Genomic DNA, 20533 nt, shown 5'->3' with positions numbered 1-20533 from the left:
TCACAGATAGGAGATTGGCATGCAATTTGGAGTTTTCAGCATTGGTGACGTCACGCAAGACCCCACCACTGGCCGCACCCCCACCGAGGCAGAGCGCATCCGCGCGATAACGGAGATCGCCCTCAAAGCGGAGGAGGTAGGCCTCGACGTTTTCGCCACCGGCGAGCACCACAACCCACCTTTCGTCCCATCGGCACCCACCACTCACCTGGCCTACATCGCGGCGCAGACAAAGAGCCTTCAACTCTCCACTGCCACCACGCTGATCACTACCAACGACCCCGTCCGCCTCGCGGAGGACTACGCCTTTCTCCAGCACCTCGCCGACGGGCGCATCGACCTGATGCTGGGCCGCGGTAACACTGGCCCGGTCTACCCGTGGTTTGGCAAGGACATCCGCGAGGGCATCCCACTCGCGGTGGAGAACTATCACTTGCTGCGCCGCCTCTGGCGTGAGCCCGTCGTCTCCTGGCAAGGAAAGTTCCGTACCCCGCTCCAGGGCTTCACCGCCACACCGGCGCCGCTCGACGGTATCCCGCCCTTTGTCTGGCACGGCTCCATCCGCTCCCCGCAGATTGCCGAACAGGCTGCCTATTATGGCGATGGCTTCTTCCACAACAACATCTTCTGGCACAAGGAACACACCGCTAAGATGGTGAACCTCTACCGCAACCGCTATAAATCCTATGGGCACGGCCGTGCCGATCAGGCCATCGTGGGCCTCGGCGGACACGTCTTCATTGGTTCTACTGAGCAAGAGGCGAAAGATTTCTTCCGCCCCTACTTCGATAACGCTCCGGTCTACGGCCACGGGCCTTCCCTGGAAGAATTCACGGCTCAAACCCCCTTAACGGTAGGCACCGTGGAGCAAGTGGTGGAGCGTACGCTGCAGTTTGCTGATTGGGTCGGTGACTATCAGCGCCAGCTTTTCCTCATCGATCACGCTGGACTGCCGCAAGAGGTGGTGCTGGAGCAGATCGAAATCCTCGGCACCCAGGTAGTGCCGGAACTGCGCCGCCGCTTTGAGCAGCGCCGCCCGGATCATGTACCTTCTGACCCACCGACGCACGCCTCACTTGGCTCCTATGCCCCGCACGCCCAGGTCAACCCCGGAGAGGAGAACTAAATGCGTTCACTCGTAGTTGTGACGGCCGGGCTATCCTCACCGTCCTCGACGCGGGCGCTTGGCGACACCCTCTCATCCGCCACCTCTGCCCACGTCACCGCCCGAGGTGAAGGTGTGGACATCACCGTCGTGGAGCTACGCGAACTCGCGGGTGAGCTGGCAGAGGCCATGACCAACTGGGTCTCGCCCACGCGTCGTCTGAAGGCGGCACAGTCCGCCGTGCTGAATGCCGACGGTCTCATCGCAGTCAGCCCCGTCTTCCAAGGAAGCTACTCGGGCCTGTTCAAGATGTTCTTCGACACCTTGGAGCCGCATTCCTTAGAGGGGCTTCCTACACTTATCGCGGCCACGGGCGGCTCCAGCCGACATGCGCTGGTCCTGGACTATGCTCTGCGGCCTCTACTCAACTACCTGCACGCCACGGTGGTCCCCACCGGCGTCTTCCAAGCCACGGAGGATTATGGCACCGCGGAGGGCGCGCGTAATGGAAGGCGCATCGAGCGTGCCGCTAGGGAGTTAGCGGACCTCATGGTGCGCCCGCTCGACCGGGTCGCTGGGCTTACGGGCACCCTCAGCGAAATGCAGGAAACGCCGCAGGACAGTTCCGAAGACATACTGGATTCGGATCCTGCCGGTTTCCGCGAACTCCTCTCCCGCCACGACGGCCAACCGGACTAAGCAGCTATGGAGGCCTCTCGGTACTATCGTAAAGCGTAACTTATTTAACGCTTCTAAGGAGGTTTGACCCCACATGACAATTAGCGTGACCGATATCTTCTCCATCGGCATCGGCCCTTCCTCCTCTCATACCGTCGGCCCCATGCGCGCCGCCAAGGCTTTCCTCGAGACACTGGATGAACACCCTGCAAAGGTCCACGTCGTGCTGCGCGGCTCGCTCTCTGCTACCGGCCGCGGCCACGCTACAGATCGCGCCGTAATTTTGGGCCTTGCTGGTTGGGACCCGCTGTCGGTGCCGCTCGACGCCGAGCCGCGCGCTGATGCCTTCATCCCCAGCGAGGGCTCCATCTCAGGCCCTGCAGGTAAGGTGCAGTACAGCATTGAGTTCAACAACGAGCCGGTGCCAGAACACCCGAACTGCCTGATTTTCACTGCCTGGGACGAAGACGGCTCCATCCTCGCCGAGAACACGGAGTACTTCTCCGTCGGCGGCGGCTTCATTCTGTCCCGCGAGGAGTACAACGCCCAGCTCGAAACCGACACTGGCGTTCCGGCCGGTGTCGCTGCAGCGACCGCCGAGGACGCTGTTCCTTATGAATTCCAATCTGGTGAGCACCTGCTTCACCTGTGCGCGGCCAACGACATGGCCATTTGGGAAATCGTCGCCGCCAATGAGGCAGTCCTGCACCGCGAAGAGGGCGGGCTCGACTACGTCTACCAATACCTCGACCTTGTGTGGGACATCATGCGCGAATGCGTGACCGAGGGAATTTCTACCAAGGGAATCTTGCCTGGTGGCCTCCGTGTCAACCGCCGTGCGCCGCAGATGTACCAACAGTTGTTGGCCAAGCAGGACGACGAGTCCTGTGGCTTTTCCGCAATGGAATGGGTAAACCTCTACGCGCTCGCCGTCAACGAGCAGAATGCCGCCGGCGGCCGCGTCATTACTGCACCGACGAATGGCGCCTGTGGCATCATCCCGGCGGTGCTCCATTATGCCCGCGACTTTATGGCGGACTTCACGCGCGCCGATGCCCGCCGCTACCTGCTCACTGCGGGTGCCGTTGGCATCATCATCAAGTCCAATGCCTCCATCTCCGGCGCCGAGGTGGGCTGCCAGGGTGAGGTGGGCTCCGCCTCCTCCATGGCGGCGGCCGGTATGGCTGAACTGCTCGGTGCAACCCCGGAGCAGGTGGAAAACGCCGCCGAGATCGCGCTTGAGCATAACCTCGGCCTGACCTGCGACCCTGTTGGCGGCCTGGTGCAGATCCCCTGTATCGAGCGCAACGCCATTGGCGCCGTCAAATCCATCAACGCCGCTCGCCTAGCGCGTATGGGTGAGGGAACGCACCACGTCACCCTCGACAACGCGGTGCGCACCATGGCCGAAACCGGACGCGACATGCTCTCCAAGTACAAGGAGACCTCGCTCGGCGGCCTAGCGAAGACGATGGGCTTTACCGTCTCCCAGGTGGAGTGCTAAACCAGCTGACGGAGCTGGTTGACGATGTCCCCCACAGGGACGTCGCGCTGCTCGTGTGCGCGCAGGTCCTTGAGCGCCACGGAGCCAGCCTCTAGCTCTTGGTCACCGAGGACGAGTGCGAAGCGGGCGTTGGCACGATCGGCGCCCTTCATCGCTCCCTTAAGGCCACGGTCGCCGAAGGACATATCGGCAGCAATGCCGGCCTTGCGCAAGTCATTAATGATGCTGACCATCTTCTGCTTCGCCGCAGCACCCAAGGCCACACCGTAGACGGCCACGCGCTCGTCGACGCCCTCGAGCTCCACGCCCTCAGCCTCGAGGGCCAGAATGGTGCGGTCTACGCCAAGGCCATAGCCGATTCCGGACAGTTCCTGCCCACCAAGCTGGGCCATGAGGCCATCATAGCGGCCGCCGCCACCGATGCCGGACTGCGCGCCAAGGCCATCGTGGACGAATTCGAAACAGGTCTTCGTGTAATAGTCGAGGCCGCGGACCATGCGCGGGTTGATGGTGTAGGGCACGCCCATGTCATCAAGCAGGCCGGTGACCGTTTCAAAGTGCTCGCGGCACTCGGCATTGAGGTGGTCAAGCATCAAGGGGGCATCAACAAGCTGCTCTTGGACCTCTGGGCGCTTGTCATCGAGCACGCGCAGGGGATTGAGCTCCGCGCGGGCCTTGGTTTTTTCATCCAGATCCAGCTTGAACAGGAACTCCTGCAGCTTCTCGCGGTAGGCCGGGCGGCATTCGTGGTCACCCAAGCTGGTCAATTCAAGGCGGAATTGGCTTAGTCCCAGGCTGCGGTAGGAGCGATCCGCCAAGGCAATAATCTCGGCATCCAGCGCCGGATCATCCACGCCGATAGCCTCCACACCGACCTGCTGCAGCTGACGGTAACGGCCCGCCTGCGGGCGCTCGTAACGGAAGAAGGGGCCGAAATAGTTGAGCTTCACCGGAAGCTGGCCGCGGTCGAGGTTGTGTTCAATGACCGCGCGCATGACACCCGCGGTGCCCTCTGGCCGCAGCGTCACGGAACGATCACCACGATCGGCGAAGGTGTACATCTCCTTCGACACCACGTCCGTGGACTCCCCTACACCACGGGCGAAGAGCGATGTGTCCTCAAAGACGGGGAGTTCGATGTGCTGGAAGCCGGACAGGTGTGCCTGATGTACGAAGGCCTCACGAACCTTGGCAAAGATGGCCGATTGCGGCGGGACGTAGTCCGGCACACCCTTAGGCGCGGACAGGGCTTTGAACTGCTTCTTATCACTCACGCCCTTTAGAGTACATCCCCTGCTGCGCGTAGAAACGGATTAGTCGCACGTTCGCGGCGCATGGTCGTCGTCGGGCCATGGCCCGGCAAGATGGCGAGGGAGTCTTCGAGGCCCCACACCGGGCCGCGCAAGGAACGCTGCATCGCGGCGTGGTCGGAGTGTGGCAAGTCGGTGCGTCCGATGGAGCCTTTAAAAAGCACATCACCGGTGAGCGCAACGTCCTCCGCCACGAGCATGACGCACCCCGGCGAATGGCCCGGTGCATGGAGCAAGTCAAGTTCAAGGCCGACAAGACTCAACGTTTCTCCGCCGATCAAGTCGCGGCGGTCCGCTACCTGCTTCATGGAGGCGGCAGCAAAGAGCATCTGCGACTCGGGGGACACACCGGAGCCATCCACGAGCATGAACGCATCATCCGGATGAATGTAGACCGGCAAGTCAAATTCGCCAGCATCGCGCGTGTGGTCAATGTGCCCGTGGGTGAGCACGACAGCTTCAAACTCCAAGGACTTCTCACGCGCGAGCTGCTCAAGCTTCTCGCGCGTGTGCATCCCTGGGTCCACGATGAACGCCCGGGAACCGTTAGCAACCACATAGGTGTTGGTCTTATAAGGCCCAGCGGCGAAACCGTAGATTTCGGGAGCGCTCATTACTTGAGGGCTGCCAAGGCTGCGTCGTAGTCCGGCTCAGTCGTAACCTCCGGAACCAGCTCGGTGTAGGTCACCTTGTGCTCGGCGTCGGTGACGATGACCGCGCGGGCGAATAGGCCCTTGAGCGGGGAGCCTTGGAGAACTAGGCCCAGCTTATCCGCGAAGTCAGAACGGAAGTCAGATGCGCTGACGACGTTCTCGATGCCTTCAGCAGCACAGAATCGCTCCTGAGCGAAAGGCAGGTCGCGGGAGACGGACAGGACAACAGTGTTCTCTAGACCAGCTGCCTCTTCGTTGAACTTGCGCAGCTGTGCCGCGCACACACCAGTGTCCACGGACGGGAAGCAGGACACCACTAGGCGCTTGCCTGCGAAGTCAGCGTTAGTCAGCTCTGCCAAGTCGGTTCCCACGAGGGTGAAGTCCGGCAGGGCGTCACCAACTTTGGGAAGCTCTGCGTTGGTTTCGACGGGTTCATTCTGAAAATTCGTTGTAGCCATGGCACCCAAGCGTACTGACCCGCGGGGCGGCTCGCCACGGTGAACAACGGTGCGGTTAGGATGAGTGGGTCGAAAGTTTGTGAACCACCACAGTGAAGGAAACATAGGTGTCTACTAACAGCCAGCGCTTGGATGATACGCTCAATCAGCTCGATCGCGAGCTGAAGTCCCGTGACCGCAAACAAAAGAGCCGACCGCTAGGCGTTGTTCTCATGGCGGCCGTGGTCATTATCGCCCTCGTTGGCGGTATCTGGTTCCTGTCCACACGCTCACCAGAAGAAGAGGAAATTCAGGCTGAGGAAAGCTCGGCTGCGAACACCACCACCGAAGCCCCCACTGCCGAGGCTTTAAGCGGCAAGCGTGCTAAGCCGCTCGGCGAGACCGTCACTTGTGAATACACAGAAACCGGCGACGCTTCCCGTGAGGTCCCCACCCCGCAGGGCAAGGACATTCCTGCCAAGGGTGAGGTGACCGTCAACTTCGCCACCAAGCAAGGCGATATTGAAATGACTCTTGATCGCTCCCTAGCTCCGTGCACCGTCAACGCGATTACAGACATGATTTCCGCGAAGTACTACGACGACACAGTGTGCCACCGCATGACGGAAGGCACCCTCTCCGTCCTGCAGTGCGGTGATCCGACCGGCAAGGGTTCTGGTGGACCGGGCTTCCAGTTTGCCAACGAGTACCCGACCGATGAGGCAGACGACGCCTCTATGTCGCAGCCTGCTCTGTACCCGAAGGGTTCCATCGCCATGGCTAATGCTGGCGAAGACACCAATGGTTCCCAGTTCTTCATTAACTACAAGGACTCGCAGCTTCCGCCCGCCTACACCTATTTTGGCGACCTGACGGAGAAGGGACAGAAGACCATCGACGCCATCGCTGCCAAGGGCGTCAAGGATGGGCAGTCCGACGGCGCTCCCGCTGAGGAAGTTCGCATCACCAAGGCAACCGTCGAGAGCTAAGTTTTACCCCCTTTACGGTGGCTGGCCCCGCTCACATTCAGTGAGCGGGGCTTTTCCTTTCTCAACCCTCACCATCCATCGTGGTCTAAGATTTTCTTAGCCTTGAGCTGTTCATTTGGCAAAGCATTTTTCGCCCGATGGTGTCCTATCGTGATAAACCCAGCTCACATGCGACAGTCAGCAGACCTTCAGACTCGCTATTCGAATGATAGAACCCTTGCAAAACGCACAATGCCTCAGTAGCATCTGTGAGGTCTTTGAAATTCCCGAGATACCTAAGGAACGAGAATGAAGCTCTTCTCCCGTAAGGCACTTGTTGCTGCCGCTACTGCCGCTACCGTTTCCCTGTCCGGCGTGACCGTTGCTACCGCTGAGACCACCAACGATGACACCAACGCGGTCAACGAAACCACCAACGACACCAACACCAACGAGGACGCCGGCAAGGACGCTCCTGAGTCTGAGGGCGACGACAACGGCAAGGACGGGGACTCCGACAACGAGGGCAACTCCAACGAAGAGTCCTCCTCTTCTTCCTCTTCTGATGACTCCGAGGGTTCCTCCATCTCCGACATGAAGCCGTCTGAGATCCGCGACTGGATCGCTGTCTTCACCGCCATCATCGGCGCTCTGGGCACCGTCTTCGCTTTCTACAACAAGAACTTCGCTAAGTAAGTCAGACCACATAAGTCAGACTTTCCGTTCACATTCGAATCAGATTAGGACACACCATGAAGTTCTTCTCCCGTAAGTCCATCGTTGCTGCTGCTACCGCTGCAACCATCGCTTTCTCCGGTACCGCAGTTGCTTCCGCAGCTCCGGTTGAGGATGACAGCTCCTCCAAGGCTTTCTTCGCTCTCTCCTCCGACGATGAGGGCAATGTCAGCCCGAAGGAGATCCGCGAGTGGATCAAGGTTGTCACCTCCATCATCGGCGCCATGGATGACGCTATGCGTCTCGGCGACAAGCTCGCTGGCACCAAGTAAGCCACGAGCACCCTACTCTCCCCTTGCGCAATCCGCGCAGGGGGAGAGTTTTCGTTTTACCGGACAGGGCGGCTTCAACGGCCCAAACAACCTTATCGCGGCTTCTAAGCCCGGCTACTCTTGCAACCTAGAAGACTGTTCCTAGTCCTGTTCGTCTACTTCCTCGATACGCTCAGCGCCAAGGACGTCCTGGAACACGGAAGAATCGATAAGCTGGCCTCGACGGATGACGGAAATTTGGCCGGTTGGCTCCAGAATCATCAACTGCACGTCGCTGCGCCGGCCCAGGCCAGCTTTGCGTACTGCGGAGTTCACGTCCCTTTCCGTGATGTGCGCAAAACTCATGTTGTCTTCTTGCAGCTGGCCCTTGTAGACGAGCAACACGGGCTTGCGATCGATGAACCGTGACCATGTGACTAATTGCCGGAAGGTACCGAAGGCGGCTTCCAACAACATGAGCGTAAACAGCCCGATGATGCCGGCGGCGAGCGTCGGCGGGTTTCCCACGATGACGCGGCCGGCGACCGCGCCAAACATAATGATGATGACGGCGTCAGAGGCAGTGATGGACGTCAGAACACGGCTGCCGAAAAGCTTGACCAAGACCATGAAGGCCAGATAAATGCCCAGCGTTGCAAGCATCACGAGTGGGATGCGGTGAGGCTCGATGCCGAGCTGGTACATTGCCTCGCGTCCAAAAAGCCTCAGTGTATCCACACCCTACTACCCTACCTTCCGGAGGAAAAAGCTAAAGCCCGCACCGTAGTGCGGGCCTGTGCATCAGAAGTGACTAGATGTTGAACTGCTTGCGCAGCTGCTCAATTAACTGCTGTACCGGCGCTGGGAGTGCACCAACCGGCATATTAATGGCACCGATAGCTGCCGCGATGGCAGCAGCGATTGCGGCAGCGATACCTACGCCCAAGCCGATGGAGGATCCGGCGTTCTTGGCAGAACCGCCGTCCTGAGAGCCGTCATTGCCGCCAAGGGACAGCGGCAGGACTGCCTCAGTACCAGCATCGGTAGTGATGATCAGCTTCTCATCACCCGCCAGCTCCTCCGGGAGTGTGAGCTTGACGGTCGCGCGGCCGCGCTCACCGAACTGCTCGTCACCGGGCTGTGCTGCGTTGTCAATGTCTGCCTCGGCCTTAGCGTCACCCAGTGCAACGGTGACCTTCTTAGCCTGTGGCTCTTCTGCGTTGGAGTAGTTCAGGGAGGAAAGGTCGACTGTGATCTCCTCCCCCGGCTTCAGGTCACCAGACACGTGGGCACCAATCTGGCCCTGGCCGGTGCGGACCTTGGACTCGCCGGAAGCGATGTAGTCAATCATCGCCTGGGTGTCCATGTAGCCAACGTCATTGCGGTTCTTGATGGAACCGGGCTCGAAGAAGCCATCGCCGCCGGCCTCCGTCTCGCTGGAGGCAAGGAAGGAGGACAGAGCAATGCTGTAGTTCTTCTCCGGGTCGATAGGCTCACCATCGATAGTGACAGACTTGACGCGCTCGCCCTGCTCAGCCTTCTGGTCGTAGACAACGGTGACGTTGTTGGACAGGCCCAGAGCCAGGCGCGGGCGGGCCTGACCCGGCTTCCACTGATTCTCCAGTGCCTTGATGAAGTCTTCGCCGCTAACCTCAGCCGTGATGACGGAGTTGCCGAACGGCTGGACGGCGAAGATGTCCTTGTAGGTGACGTCGCCTTCCTTGAGGTCAGCGCGAACACCACCGGCATTCATGACACCAAGGTCGATTTCCTTGTTGGTCTGCTTCGACAAAGCGTAGCGCTGACCATCAGCAATGAAGTTGTTGAGGGTGGACTCCACGCCGCGGTTGGTACCGGTGTCCTTGCCCTCATCAGAACCGCGGTACATGGCCTTCTCGGTGGTACCAGCAGTCTTGGCACCCTCAATCTCCGCTACCTTCTTTGCTTCCTCGACAACCTTAGCTACCTCGGGGTCGTCTTCGAGGCCCTGCAGCTGAGCGAAGACATCTGCGTCGGCCACGTCGTACTGCTTGAGATCAATCTTGGTGATCTTCTTCTCGGCCTTGTCGTAGGTGATGTCGGCGTCGTTAAGCACCTTGCCGTACTCGTAGCCCTGTGCCCAGTACAGCGGCAGTGCGCCCTCACGAGCAACCTCGCCCTGGGTCTTGACGTGAGTATCACCGCCAAAGAGGATATCCACATCCTTGTTGAAGCCCTGCGCGAACTGCTGAGCATCCTCATGCATGAGCGCCACTACAACCTCGGCCTCGCCGGATTTCTTCAGGCGGCTGGCTTCCTTATTGGTGGCCTCGACGGGGTCGGAGAACTCGACACCTGGGATGGAGGCGGCGGACACCTTGTACTTGGTGTTGGTGGTAACGGTGCCAACGAAGCCGACCTTCACACCGTCTACCTCCTTGACGAAGGAAGCATCGAGCAGGGGCTTGCCATCCTTGGTGACGTTGGCGCCCAGGATCGGGAAGTTAGACTGGTCCTTGATACGGCCCATCAGGTCATCGGTGCCCTTGTCGAACTCGTGGTTGCCCACAGCCGTGACGTCGAGCTTCATAGCATTCAGAGCCTCGTTGGTGTACTTGTCTTCAGAAATTGCAGACACGAAGGCGGAGCCGCCAACGTTATCACCGGCGGAGGTCAGGGCGTACTCCTGATCCTTGTTGACGGCCTTGATGAGCGCAGCCATGCGAGCAGCACCCATCTCGGTGTAGCCGCTCAATTCCTTAGTGTCCTTGTCGAACTCCTCAGCCAGCTCAAGGTGGCCGTGGAAGTCGGTGAAGTTAGTGACGGAGAAGGTCACCTGATCAGCCTCGGCGGCGAAGGCAGGTGCGCCGGAGATAGCAACGGCGGTAACGGTAGTGGCGGCCAACAGCTGGCCAAAGCGACGGAAGTTCACGTAGGTCTCCTGAGAATGAGAGGAATCTTGTCCACGTGTTTATAACGCATGCATCACGAAGGCGCAGCGCATGTTGAATCCGTCACCAGCGCGTTCATCAAAGATCTTTCACAGTTTCACCCACGCGCAACCTTGAGTTCAGCCACACACCCCCGAATCAGGGGTGGCGGCTTAGGCGGTGACGCGATAAACGTCGAAGACACCCTCCGTGTTGCGCAACGTTGTCATGAGCTGACCCAGCTGCTTGGTATCGGAAACCGAGAAGGAAAAGCGCACGGTCGCGATGTGATCATCACCGCGATTGGACGTCATCGACAGCACATTGAGGCTCTGCTCGCTGAAAATTCGCGTGAGCTCAAAAAGCAGGCCTTGGCGGTCGATGGCCTCCAATTGCAAGGTTGCGGCGAATGCACCGGAGGACTTCGGCCCGCCGGCCCACTCCACCTGCATCATGCGCTCCGGCTCGGACTTCAACTTTTCGGCATTGGTGCAGTCCGCGCGATGGACAGACACGCCACCGCCGCGGGTGACGAAACCAAAGATGGCGTCACCAGGCACCGGCTGGCAGCACTTCGCCAGCTTGGCCATGACGTCTGGGCTACCCTCCACCAAGATGCCGGTACCGGTTGCGGAATCTTTCGTGTGCTGAGCACGGGAGTTCTCCAGTTCGCTCAGCGGGGTACGCGAAGCCAAGGCATCGACGGCATCGTCTTGGTCCCCGAACAGGGCCATGAGCTGGTTGGCAACGTGCTGTGCCGACACGTGGCCCGCGCCAATAGCGGTGTACAGCGCGTCCACATCTGGATAGTGCAGCTGCTCAGCCACCTGCTTCATGGAGCTGGCGGTAAACAGGCGGTGCATGGGCAAGCCGCCGCGCTGCACCTCAGCAGCCAAGGCATCGCGCCCAGCCTCAAGGTGCTCTTCACGGCGTTCTTTGGCAAACCACTGCCGCACCTTCGTCTTTGCCCGAGGCGATACGAGGAATTCCTGCCAATCCCGCGAGGGACCAGCACTCGGATCCTTTGAGGTAAAAATCTCGACCTTATCGCCGGACTTCAGCTCCGATTCTAGAGCCACGAGCTTGCCGTTAACCTTTGCGCCGATGCACCTGTGGCCAACCTCGGTATGCACCGCATAGGCGAAGTCCACAGGGGTGGAACCCGCGGGCAGATTGACCACGTCGCCCTTGGGGGTAAAGGCAAAAATCTGCTTGGCCGTAAGGTCATAGCGCAGCGAATCCAAAAACTCGTTGGGATCTGCAGCTTCCTTCTGCCAATCCAGCAGCTGACGCATCCACGCCATCTGGTCCACTTCTTCTTGGTGGCCTGAGTTCTTGCCCTTAGTTTCCTTATAACGCCAGTGGGCGGCCACGCCGAACTCCGCGTTATAGTGCATCTCGTGCGTTCGCACCTGTACCTCAAGGGTGGAGCCACCCGCCCCAATCACGGTGGTGTGCAGTGACTGGTATACGCCGAATCGCGGCGAAGAAATATAATCCTTGAAGCGCCCTGGAAGCGCTTGGTACAGCGAGTGCACCACGCCAATGGCCGCGTAGCAGGAATTGATGTCATCGACGAGGATGCGGATTCCCACGAGGTCAAAAATCTCCGCGAAGTCGCGGCCGCGCACGATCATCTTCTGGTAAATCGACCAGTAGTGCTTCGGGCGCCCCATGACCTCGGCCTCAATACCATTAGCCTTGAGGGCCTGGCCTACCTGGGCCTTGATTTCCTTCAACGCTCGATCGCGTGAGGGAGCACGATCCGCCACCATGCGCACGATTTCGTCGTATTTCTTTGGGTACAGGATGGCGAAGGCCAAATCCTCAAGCTCCCATTTGACGCTCGCCATTCCTAAGCGGTGAGCCAGCGGCGCAATGACATCGAGGGTCTGGCGCGCCTTCTTTGCCTGCTTTTCGGGCGGTAGGAAGCGCATGGTCCGCATGTTGTGCAGGCGGTCGCACACCTTGATAACGAGCACGCGCGGGTCGGTGGCCATGGCCACGATCATCTTGCGGATAGTTTCTGCTTCCGCGGCGGCACCGAGGGCGACCTTGTCAAGCTTCGTTACGCCGTCGACCAACCGGGCTACTTCGGGACCGAAGTCCCGGGTGAGGTCCTCCAGCGAATAGTCAGTGTCTTCCACTGTGTCGTGGAGCAAAGCCGCCGCGACAGTCGTGGTGTCCATACCAATCTCAGCCGCAATGGTCGCTACCGCCAACGGGTGCGTGATATAGGGCTCGCCGGATTTGCGGAAAACGCCTTCGTGCAGACGCTGTGCCGTGGTGTAGGCATTGTTGAGCAGCTCCGCATCCGCCTTCGGGTGAAATTCCCGGTGGATCGACATCAACGGGTCCAGAGCCGGATTGATCTTTACTCGGCCACCTGTCAGGGAGCGGGCCAAGCGCGCGGACATGCCGCGCACGCTGCCTGGCCGCCATGCAGTCTTGTCCTGCTTTTCAGTCGTCATGTCTGCCTCCGCGAAGTAGCTTAGGCATACAACCTTAGTCCTTTGGCCCCATCTGATTGAGCACAATCAGCGGAGAACCTTGCAGGCGCTCGCGGCCCTCAAGTCCTTGAACCTCTAGGACCACGACGTTGCCCACGACTTCAGCTCCAGCGGATTCCAAGAGCAAGGTGGCGCCGTGGAGTGTGCCGCCGGTGGCTAGGACGTCGTCGACAAGCACGATGCGCTTGCCCTTAATATCAATGCCGCTATTGGGGATTTCCAGTGCTGCAGTGCCGTATTCCAGCTCATACTCCTGGGTCAAGACGGGCGGTGGGAGCTTACCTTTCTTGCGGATAGCCAAGATTCCTAGTCCCAGCTTGTAGGCTACGGCTGAACCGAGTAGGAAACCGCGTGCATCGAGGCCGCCGATCATGTCAGCGCCGAGCTCCTTGCAGGCCTCTGCCAAACCATCGACAACGGCGGTGAAGGAATCAGCATCAGCCAACACCGGGGTCAGATCCTCGAAAAGAATTCCCTCCTCTGGGAAATCCTGGACAAGGCGCACTTTATCCTTCAAGGCTTGTGCTGCTGCGACGTAAATCTCGCTCACGACTCTTCCTTTGTTTCAGTTGCTGTTGTGGGGTTATAGCTCCAACGGTCGAGGTTCCACCCGATACCCGCAAGGCCAGTGTAGGGCACCACGCCGGTGACAGCGCGGTCGACAATGAATGTGCGAGGCTGCGCGGCGATGGGAATAGAGGGCAGCTCCTCCCACAATTCCTGCTCCAGATTCCGCAGCGCCACCGCGTGCTTCACGCTAGAGGACGGCGCGGAATGCTCACGCATCGGGTCCACGGCGCCGAGGTAGACATCTATATCCGGCAGCCCAGTTGCAGGATCCGCGACCAATTGCGCACGGGAAACCCGCTCGCCGGAACGGTCCTCCACCGTGATTCCCGCCGGTTCGCACGCCGAGCGGAGCTCCTCCACCATCGCCTTATAACGCGGGTTAGGCGCGAGGTAACCCACTCCGATGGTGTAGCCGGATAGCCCGGATGCCGTTGCATTGTCTACAGGAACGGTTGTCAGCGAGGACATGTGCGCCGCGACCGGATCATCATTGCGCACGGTACGGACGGTAACAGCGGGGACGTCCACGGCTGATTCCTTCGATGAGACCTGTGCCAAGTGTTGTGCATCCACACAGGCCGCAAAGGCAGCGCGTGCCCACGGCTGAGAAAAGGTTCCAGCCTCGGAGAATACTAAGGTGTCTGTCAGGCTTCCCGCTAAAGATGTCACTTCCACTGGCTTGCCCTCTGCATCCCGGTCGAACCACGATGGTGACGCGGTGGCGGCCTCGGCAACGCGGAGCTCGTCTGAGGCGACAAACGCGGCGGCGTCTGCGCTTCTCGGAAGCATGAGGATCTCGCGCAACGTCGGCTTATCGCCGTAATAGTTATCGTTGGCGGTCAGCACAATGGCACCGTCATCTTCAACGCGCTCGATTTGATAAGGACCGAAGGAAACCTGTAACTCTGGATCAAAGCGTCCAGGTTCCGTAGAGAAACCATAGCGCCACGCCTCTGCGACCGGCTGCAAAGTCGCTACGTCCTGGGAATGCAGAGCTGCATTGAGTTCTTCGATGCTCATATCAGCCCGCTTGGCTAACGCATGTGCTGGGACAACCGAACCTGGCCCAAACAAGTAGCGCCACCGCGAACCGGACTCGGGCGCAAACCATACGGTGAATTTCTTGCTGTGGGGCGCGCATTCCACTTCCGTCACTTCCTCCATCAGTGGAAGGTGGGAACCGAAAGTCTCGCTCAACTGCCCGGCGGTGAAGGCCAAAAGGTAGTCATCACAGGTCACGGGTTCGCCGTCGGCAAAACGCGCCTGCTCGGTGAGCGTGAAATCCACGTGCGCCCCAGCGTCCTCACCCTCGGCCGCGAAGAACTCAGCATCGGCGAGATCTGAATTAGGGACCATCTGCCCCGCCGGGCCCGGAACGTAGAGTGCCGGGAAAACACGGCTTGCCAGCTGGGCTGCCCCCACCGCTTCCCCCCACGCCGTGGCTGCATTGCTGGTGGCAATGGGGGCGTCGGCCAGCACCGCAAAACGCGATGGCGGCGTGTCTTTGTCAAGGCCGCCCTCCTGTGCCCCGCATCCGGTCACAGTAAGAGCTACCGCGGCACACAGCGCCGCGAATAATGAACTACGCACGGCTTAGCGCCCAGGGCGCCAGGACGCCCCACCGGACTCATCGCTACGCGGCCCGGATTCGGTCTGTGTTGCGGCGGGTGCAGAAGCTGCGGCCGGGGAAGCCACGGTGCGTGTAGCCTTCGGCGCATCCTCATCCTCTGCTTCTGCGCTCCAGCCCTCGGCGCGGTAGGCAGCGACCACTTCATTGTGCTTCTTAACGCTCTTGCGCTGATTCGACAACGTCACCAGCAACGTGGTGGCCAGGAAGATGGAGGAAAAGACACCTTCAATAACGCCAATGAACTGAACCAATGCCAGATCGCGCAAGGTACCAATGCCCATTAACCACACAGCGACTATGAACAGCGCGATGATAGGCAAGGCCGAAATCACCGAGGTGGAGATGGAACGCATCACGGTCTGGTTGACAGCCAAGTTAGTGAGCTCGGCGTAGGTCTTCTTGCGTTGGCCTTCCAGCCCCGTTGTATTCTCATCCACCTTGTCGAAGACAATGACGGAATCGTAGAGGGAGAAGGTCAGGACTGTCAGCAGACCGATGATGACGGCCGGGGACACCTCGAATCCGAAGAGCGCGTAGATGCCCGCGATGAAGACGCCGTCAAAAATGAGCGCGAGGATAGCGGCAAAAGCCATATCGCGCTGCAGGCGGACCGCCACATAGATGGTGGCCAATACGAGGAAGACAGCCATGGCAATAACCATGCGTTGGGTGATCGACGAACCCCAGGATTCCGACACCGTCGAGGAGCCAATTGCATCCGGGCTCGGCTTGCCGTTGTCGTCCTTGACTTGGTACGTCTCAAAGATAGCCTGGCGTGCCTGGTTAACCTCATCCTGCGACAGGCGCTCGGAGGTGATCTCCAGAGTCTCCGAAGAACCGGCGCCCACAATCTGCACCAGCTCCGGGGTGACACCGGTGGCTTCCGTGAAGGTTTCCTCTACCAGTTCAGTAGAAAGATCGCCTGCAGGCATGTTGAGCTTCGTGCCGCCCTCGAAATCAAGGGACAGATTGAAGCCACGAAGTACGATAGCCAGGATCGAGGCAATAAGCAGCACGCCGGCGATGGTGTACCAGGTCTTAGCCCGGCCCACGAAGTCAAACCCACTGCCGTCCACATAGAGACGGTCAAAACGGGAAATCTTGCGGTTAGTAGTTTCGACAGCCATGGTTACTTCTCCTCATCCGTAGCAGTAGCGACGGGTTTCTTGGCCGGTTTGGCATAAAAGCCGCGTTCACGGCGCTCCTCCACAAGGTTGTAAATACCGCCCAGGCCGTTCATCGACGGCTTGGCAAAGGCTGGGCGGCTACCAAGAAGCTGCATGAGCGGTGCCATGATCAGGAAGGATACGACGAGGTCGAAGATGGTGGTGAGGCCCATGGTGAAGGCAAAGCCCTTGACGGCGCCAATGGACAAGAAGTAGACCACGACGGAGCCGATGAGGGTCACGGCCTTACCTGTGACAATCGTTGCTCGCGAACGCTCCCAACCAGTGCGGGTGGCGGAGCGGAAGGTACGTCCGCTCAAGAGCTCATCCTTCATACGCTCGTAGTAGACGACGAAGGAGTCAGCCGTGGCGCCAATACCGATAACCAAGCCCGCCATGCCGGAAAGGTCAAGCGAGTAACCAATCCACCGGCCCAGCAGAACCAGTGCGCCATAAAGCAGAACGCAGGTAGCGATGAGGACCAGCAGCGCCACCGCGGACAGGGCACGGAAGTAGTAGATGGAATACAGCGAAACCAGGATGAGGCCCACGATGCCCGCGATGAGCGCTGCCTCAAGAGCTGCCTTACCCAGCGATGGCGGAACGGTTTCTACCGTGCCACCCGGCTCGCCGTTAGCACCAGTAAAGGACAGCGGGAGCGCACCATAACGCAGATTATTGGCCAAGTTCTGGGCCTCCTCCTGCGTGAAGTCACCGGTGATGGAAGTAGCAGAACCAACCGGGGTCGGGCCTTGGATTACCGGCGCGGAAATCACGGCGGAGTCGAGGGTGATAGCCACCTGCTTTTGGAGATACTCCTGGGTCAGGGTGGCCCAGGTTTGCGAACCATTGGGGCCATCGCCGGTCTTGAAGGCGAAGTTAATCTCCATCTGACCAGTCTGGGAATTAAGCCCGCCCTGAATCGGGGCGTTGTTATCAATCTCGTTACCGGTCAGGCGAGTTCCGTTCGGATCTTCAATGCCGTCCAGCAGCGGAGCCGGGTTAAGAATGTAGGGCTGCTGATTCGAGTAATCACAAGCCACCAAGGGCTTTGCAGGGTCGTCGGTACCCGCCAGCGGATCGGACTCCGCATCACAGGTCATCAGTCCCAAGGCTGCGGTCTGCACGGTGGGGTCTTCGGACTGGCGGTCCGTGAGCAGAACCTCAGTAACCTTGTCGCGGCGATCAGTTTCCTCAAGGGAGTTCGCTGGGTCCGGAAGCGGCTTTTCGCTCACAGTCGGAGCCGGTGACTTGTCATCCTTCTCCTTGTCCTTCTTATCACCGTCCTGGGCGGCGTCGGCACTCTGGTTGAGTGCCTCATGGATGGAGGCCAGCGACTGATTAGCATGCTCCGGAGTTACCACCCCGTACTTAACCCACCGGTTAGCCATATCCGTCATGGTCTTCTCAAGCTTGCCCATGTCTGGCATCGGCTGCTCGCCCACTGGGCGGAACAGCAGCTGGGAGGTTTGGCCCACGGCCTGCGCCTGGGAGGCATCTTCACCGGGGACGGTAATGACCAAGCTGTCGCCGCTGATGACGACCTCAGAACCAGACACGCCCATGCCATTCACGCGCTGCTCGAGGATGGTGCGCGCCTGCTGCAGCTGTTCCTGGGTGGGGTCTTCGCCCTGCGGCACCAGAGTTACGCGGGTTCCGCCCTGCAGGTCAATGCCGAGCTTGGGTGTTGGTGATTTATCACCGGTCAAAAATATCAGCGCATAAACCGCGATGACAATGAGCGCGAAAAGCGCCATCGCACGCTTGGGCCATTGCCGTTGACGGCTGCTAACGCCACCACGTTTCGAAGCGGACACAAAGATCTCCTGTGTTGTGAGGAACAGGGCTAAAAATCATAGGTCATGGCAGCAACCGCCGCGCACGCACTGGGCGGCGCGGTGCCACCACGACTAAAGCACAGTCCACCATGGTACGTCATGGACCGTTGTTTTCCTTAACAGACTTAAGGTACGCGCCCGCACTGTGACGAGCGCAACGCAATCTTAGAGTTTCGGGAAGCGCTCGTCGTTCTCATCCTCCGTCTCCACTGGCGCATCAGTGTTTGCGCCGGCTGCGTCAGCGGAGCGAACGATGGCCATCGTGTCGAAGGTCATTACCGTGCCATCCTTCACCTGCAGATCAACCTGCTCGCCGCGGGCCTCGACGACGGTGCCGTGGAGGCCGCCGGCGGTAATCACTTCCTGCCCCGCCTGCAGCGAGGATTGGAGCTTCTGCATCTGCGCCTGGCGCTTGCGCTGCGCTCGCATCGACATGAAGCTCGGCAAGATGACGAGGATGGCGAGGACAAGGAGAAGAAGAAGTTGAGTTCCGTTCATAAAAGGCCAGTGTGCCAGACCGCCCTGCCTCCGGGCCAATTAAAAAAGGGTCCCGCCAGCCGCCCCCTCGGGCGCCTCCAGTCCTAGGTGTTGCCATGCGGCGGCTGTTGCCACACGGCCGCGGCCGGTTCGTGAGATCATGCCGGCGCGCACGAGATAGGGCTCACAAACCTCCTCCACCGTCGATGGTTCCTCGCCCACCGCGATGGCTAGGGTATTCACTCCTACGGGGCCACCGCCGTGGCCTTTGATCAAAGCCCCGAGCACCGCGCGGTCAAGGCGGTCCAATCCGCGCTCATCGACGTCGAAGACCCGCAGCGCTGCCTGGGCAGCTGCAACATTAATATGTCCATCCCCGTTGACTTCGGCATAGTCGCGGACTCGACGCAGAAGGCGGTTAGCGATACGCGGCGTTCCACGCGAGCGGGAACCAATCTCTACCGCGGCATCCTGATCGATGTCTACCTCCAGAATCCGCGCTGCACGGCTAATTACCCGGGTGAGATCCTCAGTATCGTAATACTCCATCTGCGCGGTGAAACCGAAGCGATCACGCAACGGACCAGTCAGCATGCCCGCACGAGTTGTCGCTCCTACCAGTGTAAAAGGCGGGATTTCCAGCGGGATGGACGTCGCTCCTGGGCCTTTGCCCACGATGACATCGATGCGGAAATCCTCCATTGCCATGTAGAGCATTTCCTCGGCTGGGCGGGCGATGCGGTGAATTTCATCGATGAAGAGCACATCCCCCTCCATCAAATTAGACAACATCGCTGCCAGATCCCCGGCCCTCTCCAGCGCTGGGCCCGAGGTCATACGCAAGGAGCTTCCCAGCTCTTGGGCGATGATCATCGCCATGGTGGTCTTGCCCAGCCCAGGTGGGCCGGAGAGCAACACGTGATCCGGGGTGACACCACGGTTTTTCGCGCCATTGAGCACGAGCGATAGCTGCTCGCGCACCTTGGGTTGGCCAATGAATTCATCGAGGGACTTCGGGCGCAGCGAGCGCTCAATATCGTGCTCGCCCTGTTGCTCTGTGGCGTCCACATCCTGGTTACGCTGCGGAGGCGAGCTTAAATCCATCCCCTCCGGAAGCTTAAATTCAGTGCGTTCTACGTCTGACATGTCACCCACTCTCCCCTATTTCTTGGCGCCAAGCTGGCTCAGCGCTGCGCGCAGCACCACCGGCGTCACCGCATCGGGTTGCTCTGCCACCACGGATTCCACCACTGGGCGGGCCATTTTATCAGTAAAGCCCAACCCAATAAGCGCCTCGACGACATCCTCAACCACCGGCCCGGCGGCAGCTGGTACAGCAGCCGAGAGATCCGCGCCTTCTGTCGGGGCGAAGGCCTTGACCTTATCTTTAAGCTCCAGAATCAACCGCTGTGCAACGCGTTTGCCCACTCCCGGGATTTTCTGCAAGCGTGCGGCCTCCTCCCCCGCAATCGCCTGAGCCAAATCGCCCGCGCTCATCACGGACAGAGCGGCTAGAGCTAGTTTTGGCCCCAGCCCCGAAACCGTTTGGAGGACGTGGAACATATCGCGGTCATCCTGACTGGTGAAGCCGTACAGCGTCATCGAGTCTTCCTTCACCACGAGCGTGGTCATGACCCGCGCTTCCTCGCCGCGCTGTAGGGTTCCCAGCATGGCCGGGGTGGCCAGGACCTTATAGCCCACGCCAGCGCATTCCAGCACGGCATGGTCAAGCTGGATGTCTAGGACGGTTCCGCGCAAAGATGCAATCATTAATAGGGTTCCTTGGTGTGAG

Annotated in this window: 19 protein-coding genes; 6 read left to right on the top strand and 13 right to left on the bottom strand. The window is 59.8% G+C overall.

Annotated elements, in window-relative coordinates; translation table 11 throughout:
* The first annotated feature begins 19 nt into the window (after nucleotides 1-19).
* From ABZS45_RS03460 to ABZS45_RS03450, 3 genes are all read left to right on the top strand, one after another.
* Nucleotides 20-1126 carry an LLM class flavin-dependent oxidoreductase gene (locus ABZS45_RS03460; protein ID WP_412100647.1) on the top strand — a complete coding sequence of 369 codons (1107 nt, stop codon included), beginning with the start codon at nucleotides 20-22 and terminating at the stop codon, nucleotides 1124-1126.
* Entirely contained in the window at nucleotides 1127-1804 is a 678-nt protein-coding gene (locus ABZS45_RS03455; RefSeq protein WP_412100646.1) for an FMN reductase, read from the top strand.
* 73 nt (nucleotides 1805-1877) lie between these two features.
* Nucleotides 1878-3287, top strand: coding sequence for an L-serine ammonia-lyase (locus ABZS45_RS03450; RefSeq protein ID WP_412100645.1), 1410 nt, complete (start codon nucleotides 1878-1880; stop codon nucleotides 3285-3287).
* On the opposite strand, the gene hisS is transcribed toward ABZS45_RS03450, so the two are convergent.
* From hisS to tpx, 3 genes are read right to left on the bottom strand one after another with little or no spacing between them, the layout of a single operon-like run.
* On the bottom strand, nucleotides 3284-4561 hold the full coding sequence (gene hisS, locus ABZS45_RS03445) for a histidine--tRNA ligase (RefSeq protein ID WP_412100644.1): 1278 nt from the start codon (nucleotides 4559-4561) through the stop codon (nucleotides 3284-3286). The two genes, ABZS45_RS03450 and hisS, sit on opposite strands and share 4 nt — an antisense overlap.
* 5 nt (nucleotides 4562-4566) lie before the next feature.
* Entirely contained in the window at nucleotides 4567-5211 is a 645-nt protein-coding gene (locus tag ABZS45_RS03440) for an MBL fold metallo-hydrolase (RefSeq protein ID WP_412100643.1), read from the bottom strand.
* A complete protein-coding gene (tpx, locus tag ABZS45_RS03435) occupies nucleotides 5211-5708 on the bottom strand; it encodes a thiol peroxidase (RefSeq protein WP_412100642.1) in 498 nt (165 codons plus the stop codon). The genes ABZS45_RS03440 and tpx overlap by 1 nt, the downstream gene beginning before the upstream one ends.
* 107 nt (nucleotides 5709-5815) lie before the next feature.
* Between tpx and ABZS45_RS03430 the strand changes: the two genes are divergently transcribed.
* The 3 genes from ABZS45_RS03430 (at nucleotide 5816) to ABZS45_RS03420 (ending at nucleotide 7662) form a co-directional block, all read left to right on the top strand.
* Nucleotides 5816-6676, top strand: coding sequence for a peptidylprolyl isomerase (locus ABZS45_RS03430; protein ID WP_412100641.1), 861 nt, complete (start codon nucleotides 5816-5818; stop codon nucleotides 6674-6676).
* 288 nt (nucleotides 6677-6964) lie between these two features.
* On the top strand, nucleotides 6965-7351 hold the full coding sequence (locus tag ABZS45_RS03425; RefSeq protein ID WP_412100640.1) for a hypothetical protein: 387 nt from the start codon (nucleotides 6965-6967) through the stop codon (nucleotides 7349-7351).
* Nucleotides 7352-7407: 56 nt separating this feature from the next.
* Complete coding sequence (locus tag ABZS45_RS03420) at nucleotides 7408-7662, top strand: hypothetical protein (RefSeq protein ID WP_412100639.1); 255 nt, start codon at nucleotides 7408-7410, stop codon at nucleotides 7660-7662.
* A 141-nt stretch (nucleotides 7663-7803) separates the two neighbouring features.
* Here ABZS45_RS03420 and ABZS45_RS03415 read toward each other — a convergent pair whose 3' ends face one another.
* From ABZS45_RS03415 to ruvA, 10 genes are all read right to left on the bottom strand, one after another.
* Nucleotides 7804-8379, bottom strand: a complete 576-nt coding sequence (locus ABZS45_RS03415; protein WP_412100638.1) for a DUF421 domain-containing protein — start codon at nucleotides 8377-8379, stop codon at nucleotides 7804-7806.
* A 73-nt stretch (nucleotides 8380-8452) separates the two neighbouring features.
* Nucleotides 8453-10552, bottom strand: coding sequence for a bifunctional metallophosphatase/5'-nucleotidase (locus ABZS45_RS03410; RefSeq protein WP_412100637.1), 2100 nt, complete (start codon nucleotides 10550-10552; stop codon nucleotides 8453-8455).
* Nucleotides 10553-10723: 171 nt separating this feature from the next.
* The gene (locus tag ABZS45_RS03405; RefSeq protein WP_412100636.1) at nucleotides 10724-13021 is read right to left on the bottom strand and encodes a RelA/SpoT family protein; all 2298 of its coding nucleotides are present in this window, start codon (nucleotides 13019-13021) and stop codon (nucleotides 10724-10726) included.
* A 34-nt stretch (nucleotides 13022-13055) separates the two neighbouring features.
* Entirely contained in the window at nucleotides 13056-13610 is a 555-nt protein-coding gene (locus ABZS45_RS03400) for an adenine phosphoribosyltransferase (RefSeq protein WP_412100634.1), read from the bottom strand.
* Nucleotides 13607-15220, bottom strand: a complete 1614-nt coding sequence (locus ABZS45_RS03395; RefSeq protein WP_412100633.1) for an ABC transporter substrate-binding protein — start codon at nucleotides 15218-15220, stop codon at nucleotides 13607-13609. The genes ABZS45_RS03400 and ABZS45_RS03395 overlap by 4 nt, the downstream gene beginning before the upstream one ends.
* Before the next feature lie 3 nt (nucleotides 15221-15223).
* Nucleotides 15224-16387 (bottom strand): protein translocase subunit SecF, encoded by a 1164-nt coding sequence (gene secF / locus ABZS45_RS03390; protein ID WP_412100632.1) that lies wholly within the window; start codon nucleotides 16385-16387, stop codon nucleotides 15224-15226.
* 2 nt (nucleotides 16388-16389) lie between these two features.
* On the bottom strand, nucleotides 16390-18183 hold the full coding sequence (gene secD, locus ABZS45_RS03385) for a protein translocase subunit SecD (protein WP_412101128.1): 1794 nt from the start codon (nucleotides 18181-18183) through the stop codon (nucleotides 16390-16392).
* Between the two features lie 246 nt (nucleotides 18184-18429).
* Nucleotides 18430-18762 (bottom strand): preprotein translocase subunit YajC, encoded by a 333-nt coding sequence (gene yajC / locus ABZS45_RS03380; protein ID WP_412100631.1) that lies wholly within the window; start codon nucleotides 18760-18762, stop codon nucleotides 18430-18432.
* A 39-nt stretch (nucleotides 18763-18801) separates the two neighbouring features.
* Nucleotides 18802-19887 carry a Holliday junction branch migration DNA helicase RuvB gene (gene ruvB, locus ABZS45_RS03375; RefSeq protein WP_412100630.1) on the bottom strand — a complete coding sequence of 362 codons (1086 nt, stop codon included), beginning with the start codon at nucleotides 19885-19887 and terminating at the stop codon, nucleotides 18802-18804.
* A gap of 15 nt (nucleotides 19888-19902) precedes the next feature.
* Entirely contained in the window at nucleotides 19903-20511 is a 609-nt protein-coding gene (ruvA, locus tag ABZS45_RS03370) for a Holliday junction branch migration protein RuvA (protein ID WP_412100629.1), read from the bottom strand.
* Between the last annotated feature and the right edge of the window lie 22 nt (nucleotides 20512-20533).

The organism is Corynebacterium aurimucosum (assembly GCF_046895345.1).
Classification (GTDB): domain Bacteria; phylum Actinomycetota; class Actinomycetes; order Mycobacteriales; family Mycobacteriaceae; genus Corynebacterium; species Corynebacterium aurimucosum_G.
The sequence above is the reverse complement of the archived record's forward strand: the minus strand, read 5'-3'. Positions and strand labels throughout refer to the sequence as shown.

Coding starts and splice junctions, on each gene's coding strand:
- secF (WP_412100632.1), bottom strand. CDS start 16,387: ATGGCTGTCGAAACTACTAACCGCAAGATTTCCCGTTTTGACCGTCTC.
- ABZS45_RS03425 (WP_412100640.1), top strand. CDS start 6,965: ATGAAGCTCTTCTCCCGTAAGGCACTTGTTGCTGCCGCTACTGCCGCT.
- ABZS45_RS03455 (WP_412100646.1), top strand. CDS start 1,127: ATGCGTTCACTCGTAGTTGTGACGGCCGGGCTATCCTCACCGTCCTCG.
- ruvB (WP_412100630.1), bottom strand. CDS start 19,887: ATGTCAGACGTAGAACGCACTGAATTTAAGCTTCCGGAGGGGATGGAT.
- ruvA (WP_412100629.1), bottom strand. CDS start 20,511: ATGATTGCATCTTTGCGCGGAACCGTCCTAGACATCCAGCTTGACCAT.
- yajC (WP_412100631.1), bottom strand. CDS start 18,762: ATGAACGGAACTCAACTTCTTCTTCTCCTTGTCCTCGCCATCCTCGTC.
- secD (WP_412101128.1), bottom strand. CDS start 18,183: ATGGCGCTTTTCGCGCTCATTGTCATCGCGGTTTATGCGCTGATATTT.
- ABZS45_RS03440 (WP_412100643.1), bottom strand. CDS start 5,211: ATGAGCGCTCCCGAAATCTACGGTTTCGCCGCTGGGCCTTATAAGACC.
- ABZS45_RS03450 (WP_412100645.1), top strand. CDS start 1,878: ATGACAATTAGCGTGACCGATATCTTCTCCATCGGCATCGGCCCTTCC.
- tpx (WP_412100642.1), bottom strand. CDS start 5,708: ATGGCTACAACGAATTTTCAGAATGAACCCGTCGAAACCAACGCAGAG.
- ABZS45_RS03460 (WP_412100647.1), top strand. CDS start 20: ATGCAATTTGGAGTTTTCAGCATTGGTGACGTCACGCAAGACCCCACC.
- ABZS45_RS03420 (WP_412100639.1), top strand. CDS start 7,408: ATGAAGTTCTTCTCCCGTAAGTCCATCGTTGCTGCTGCTACCGCTGCA.
- ABZS45_RS03405 (WP_412100636.1), bottom strand. CDS start 13,021: ATGACGACTGAAAAGCAGGACAAGACTGCATGGCGGCCAGGCAGCGTG.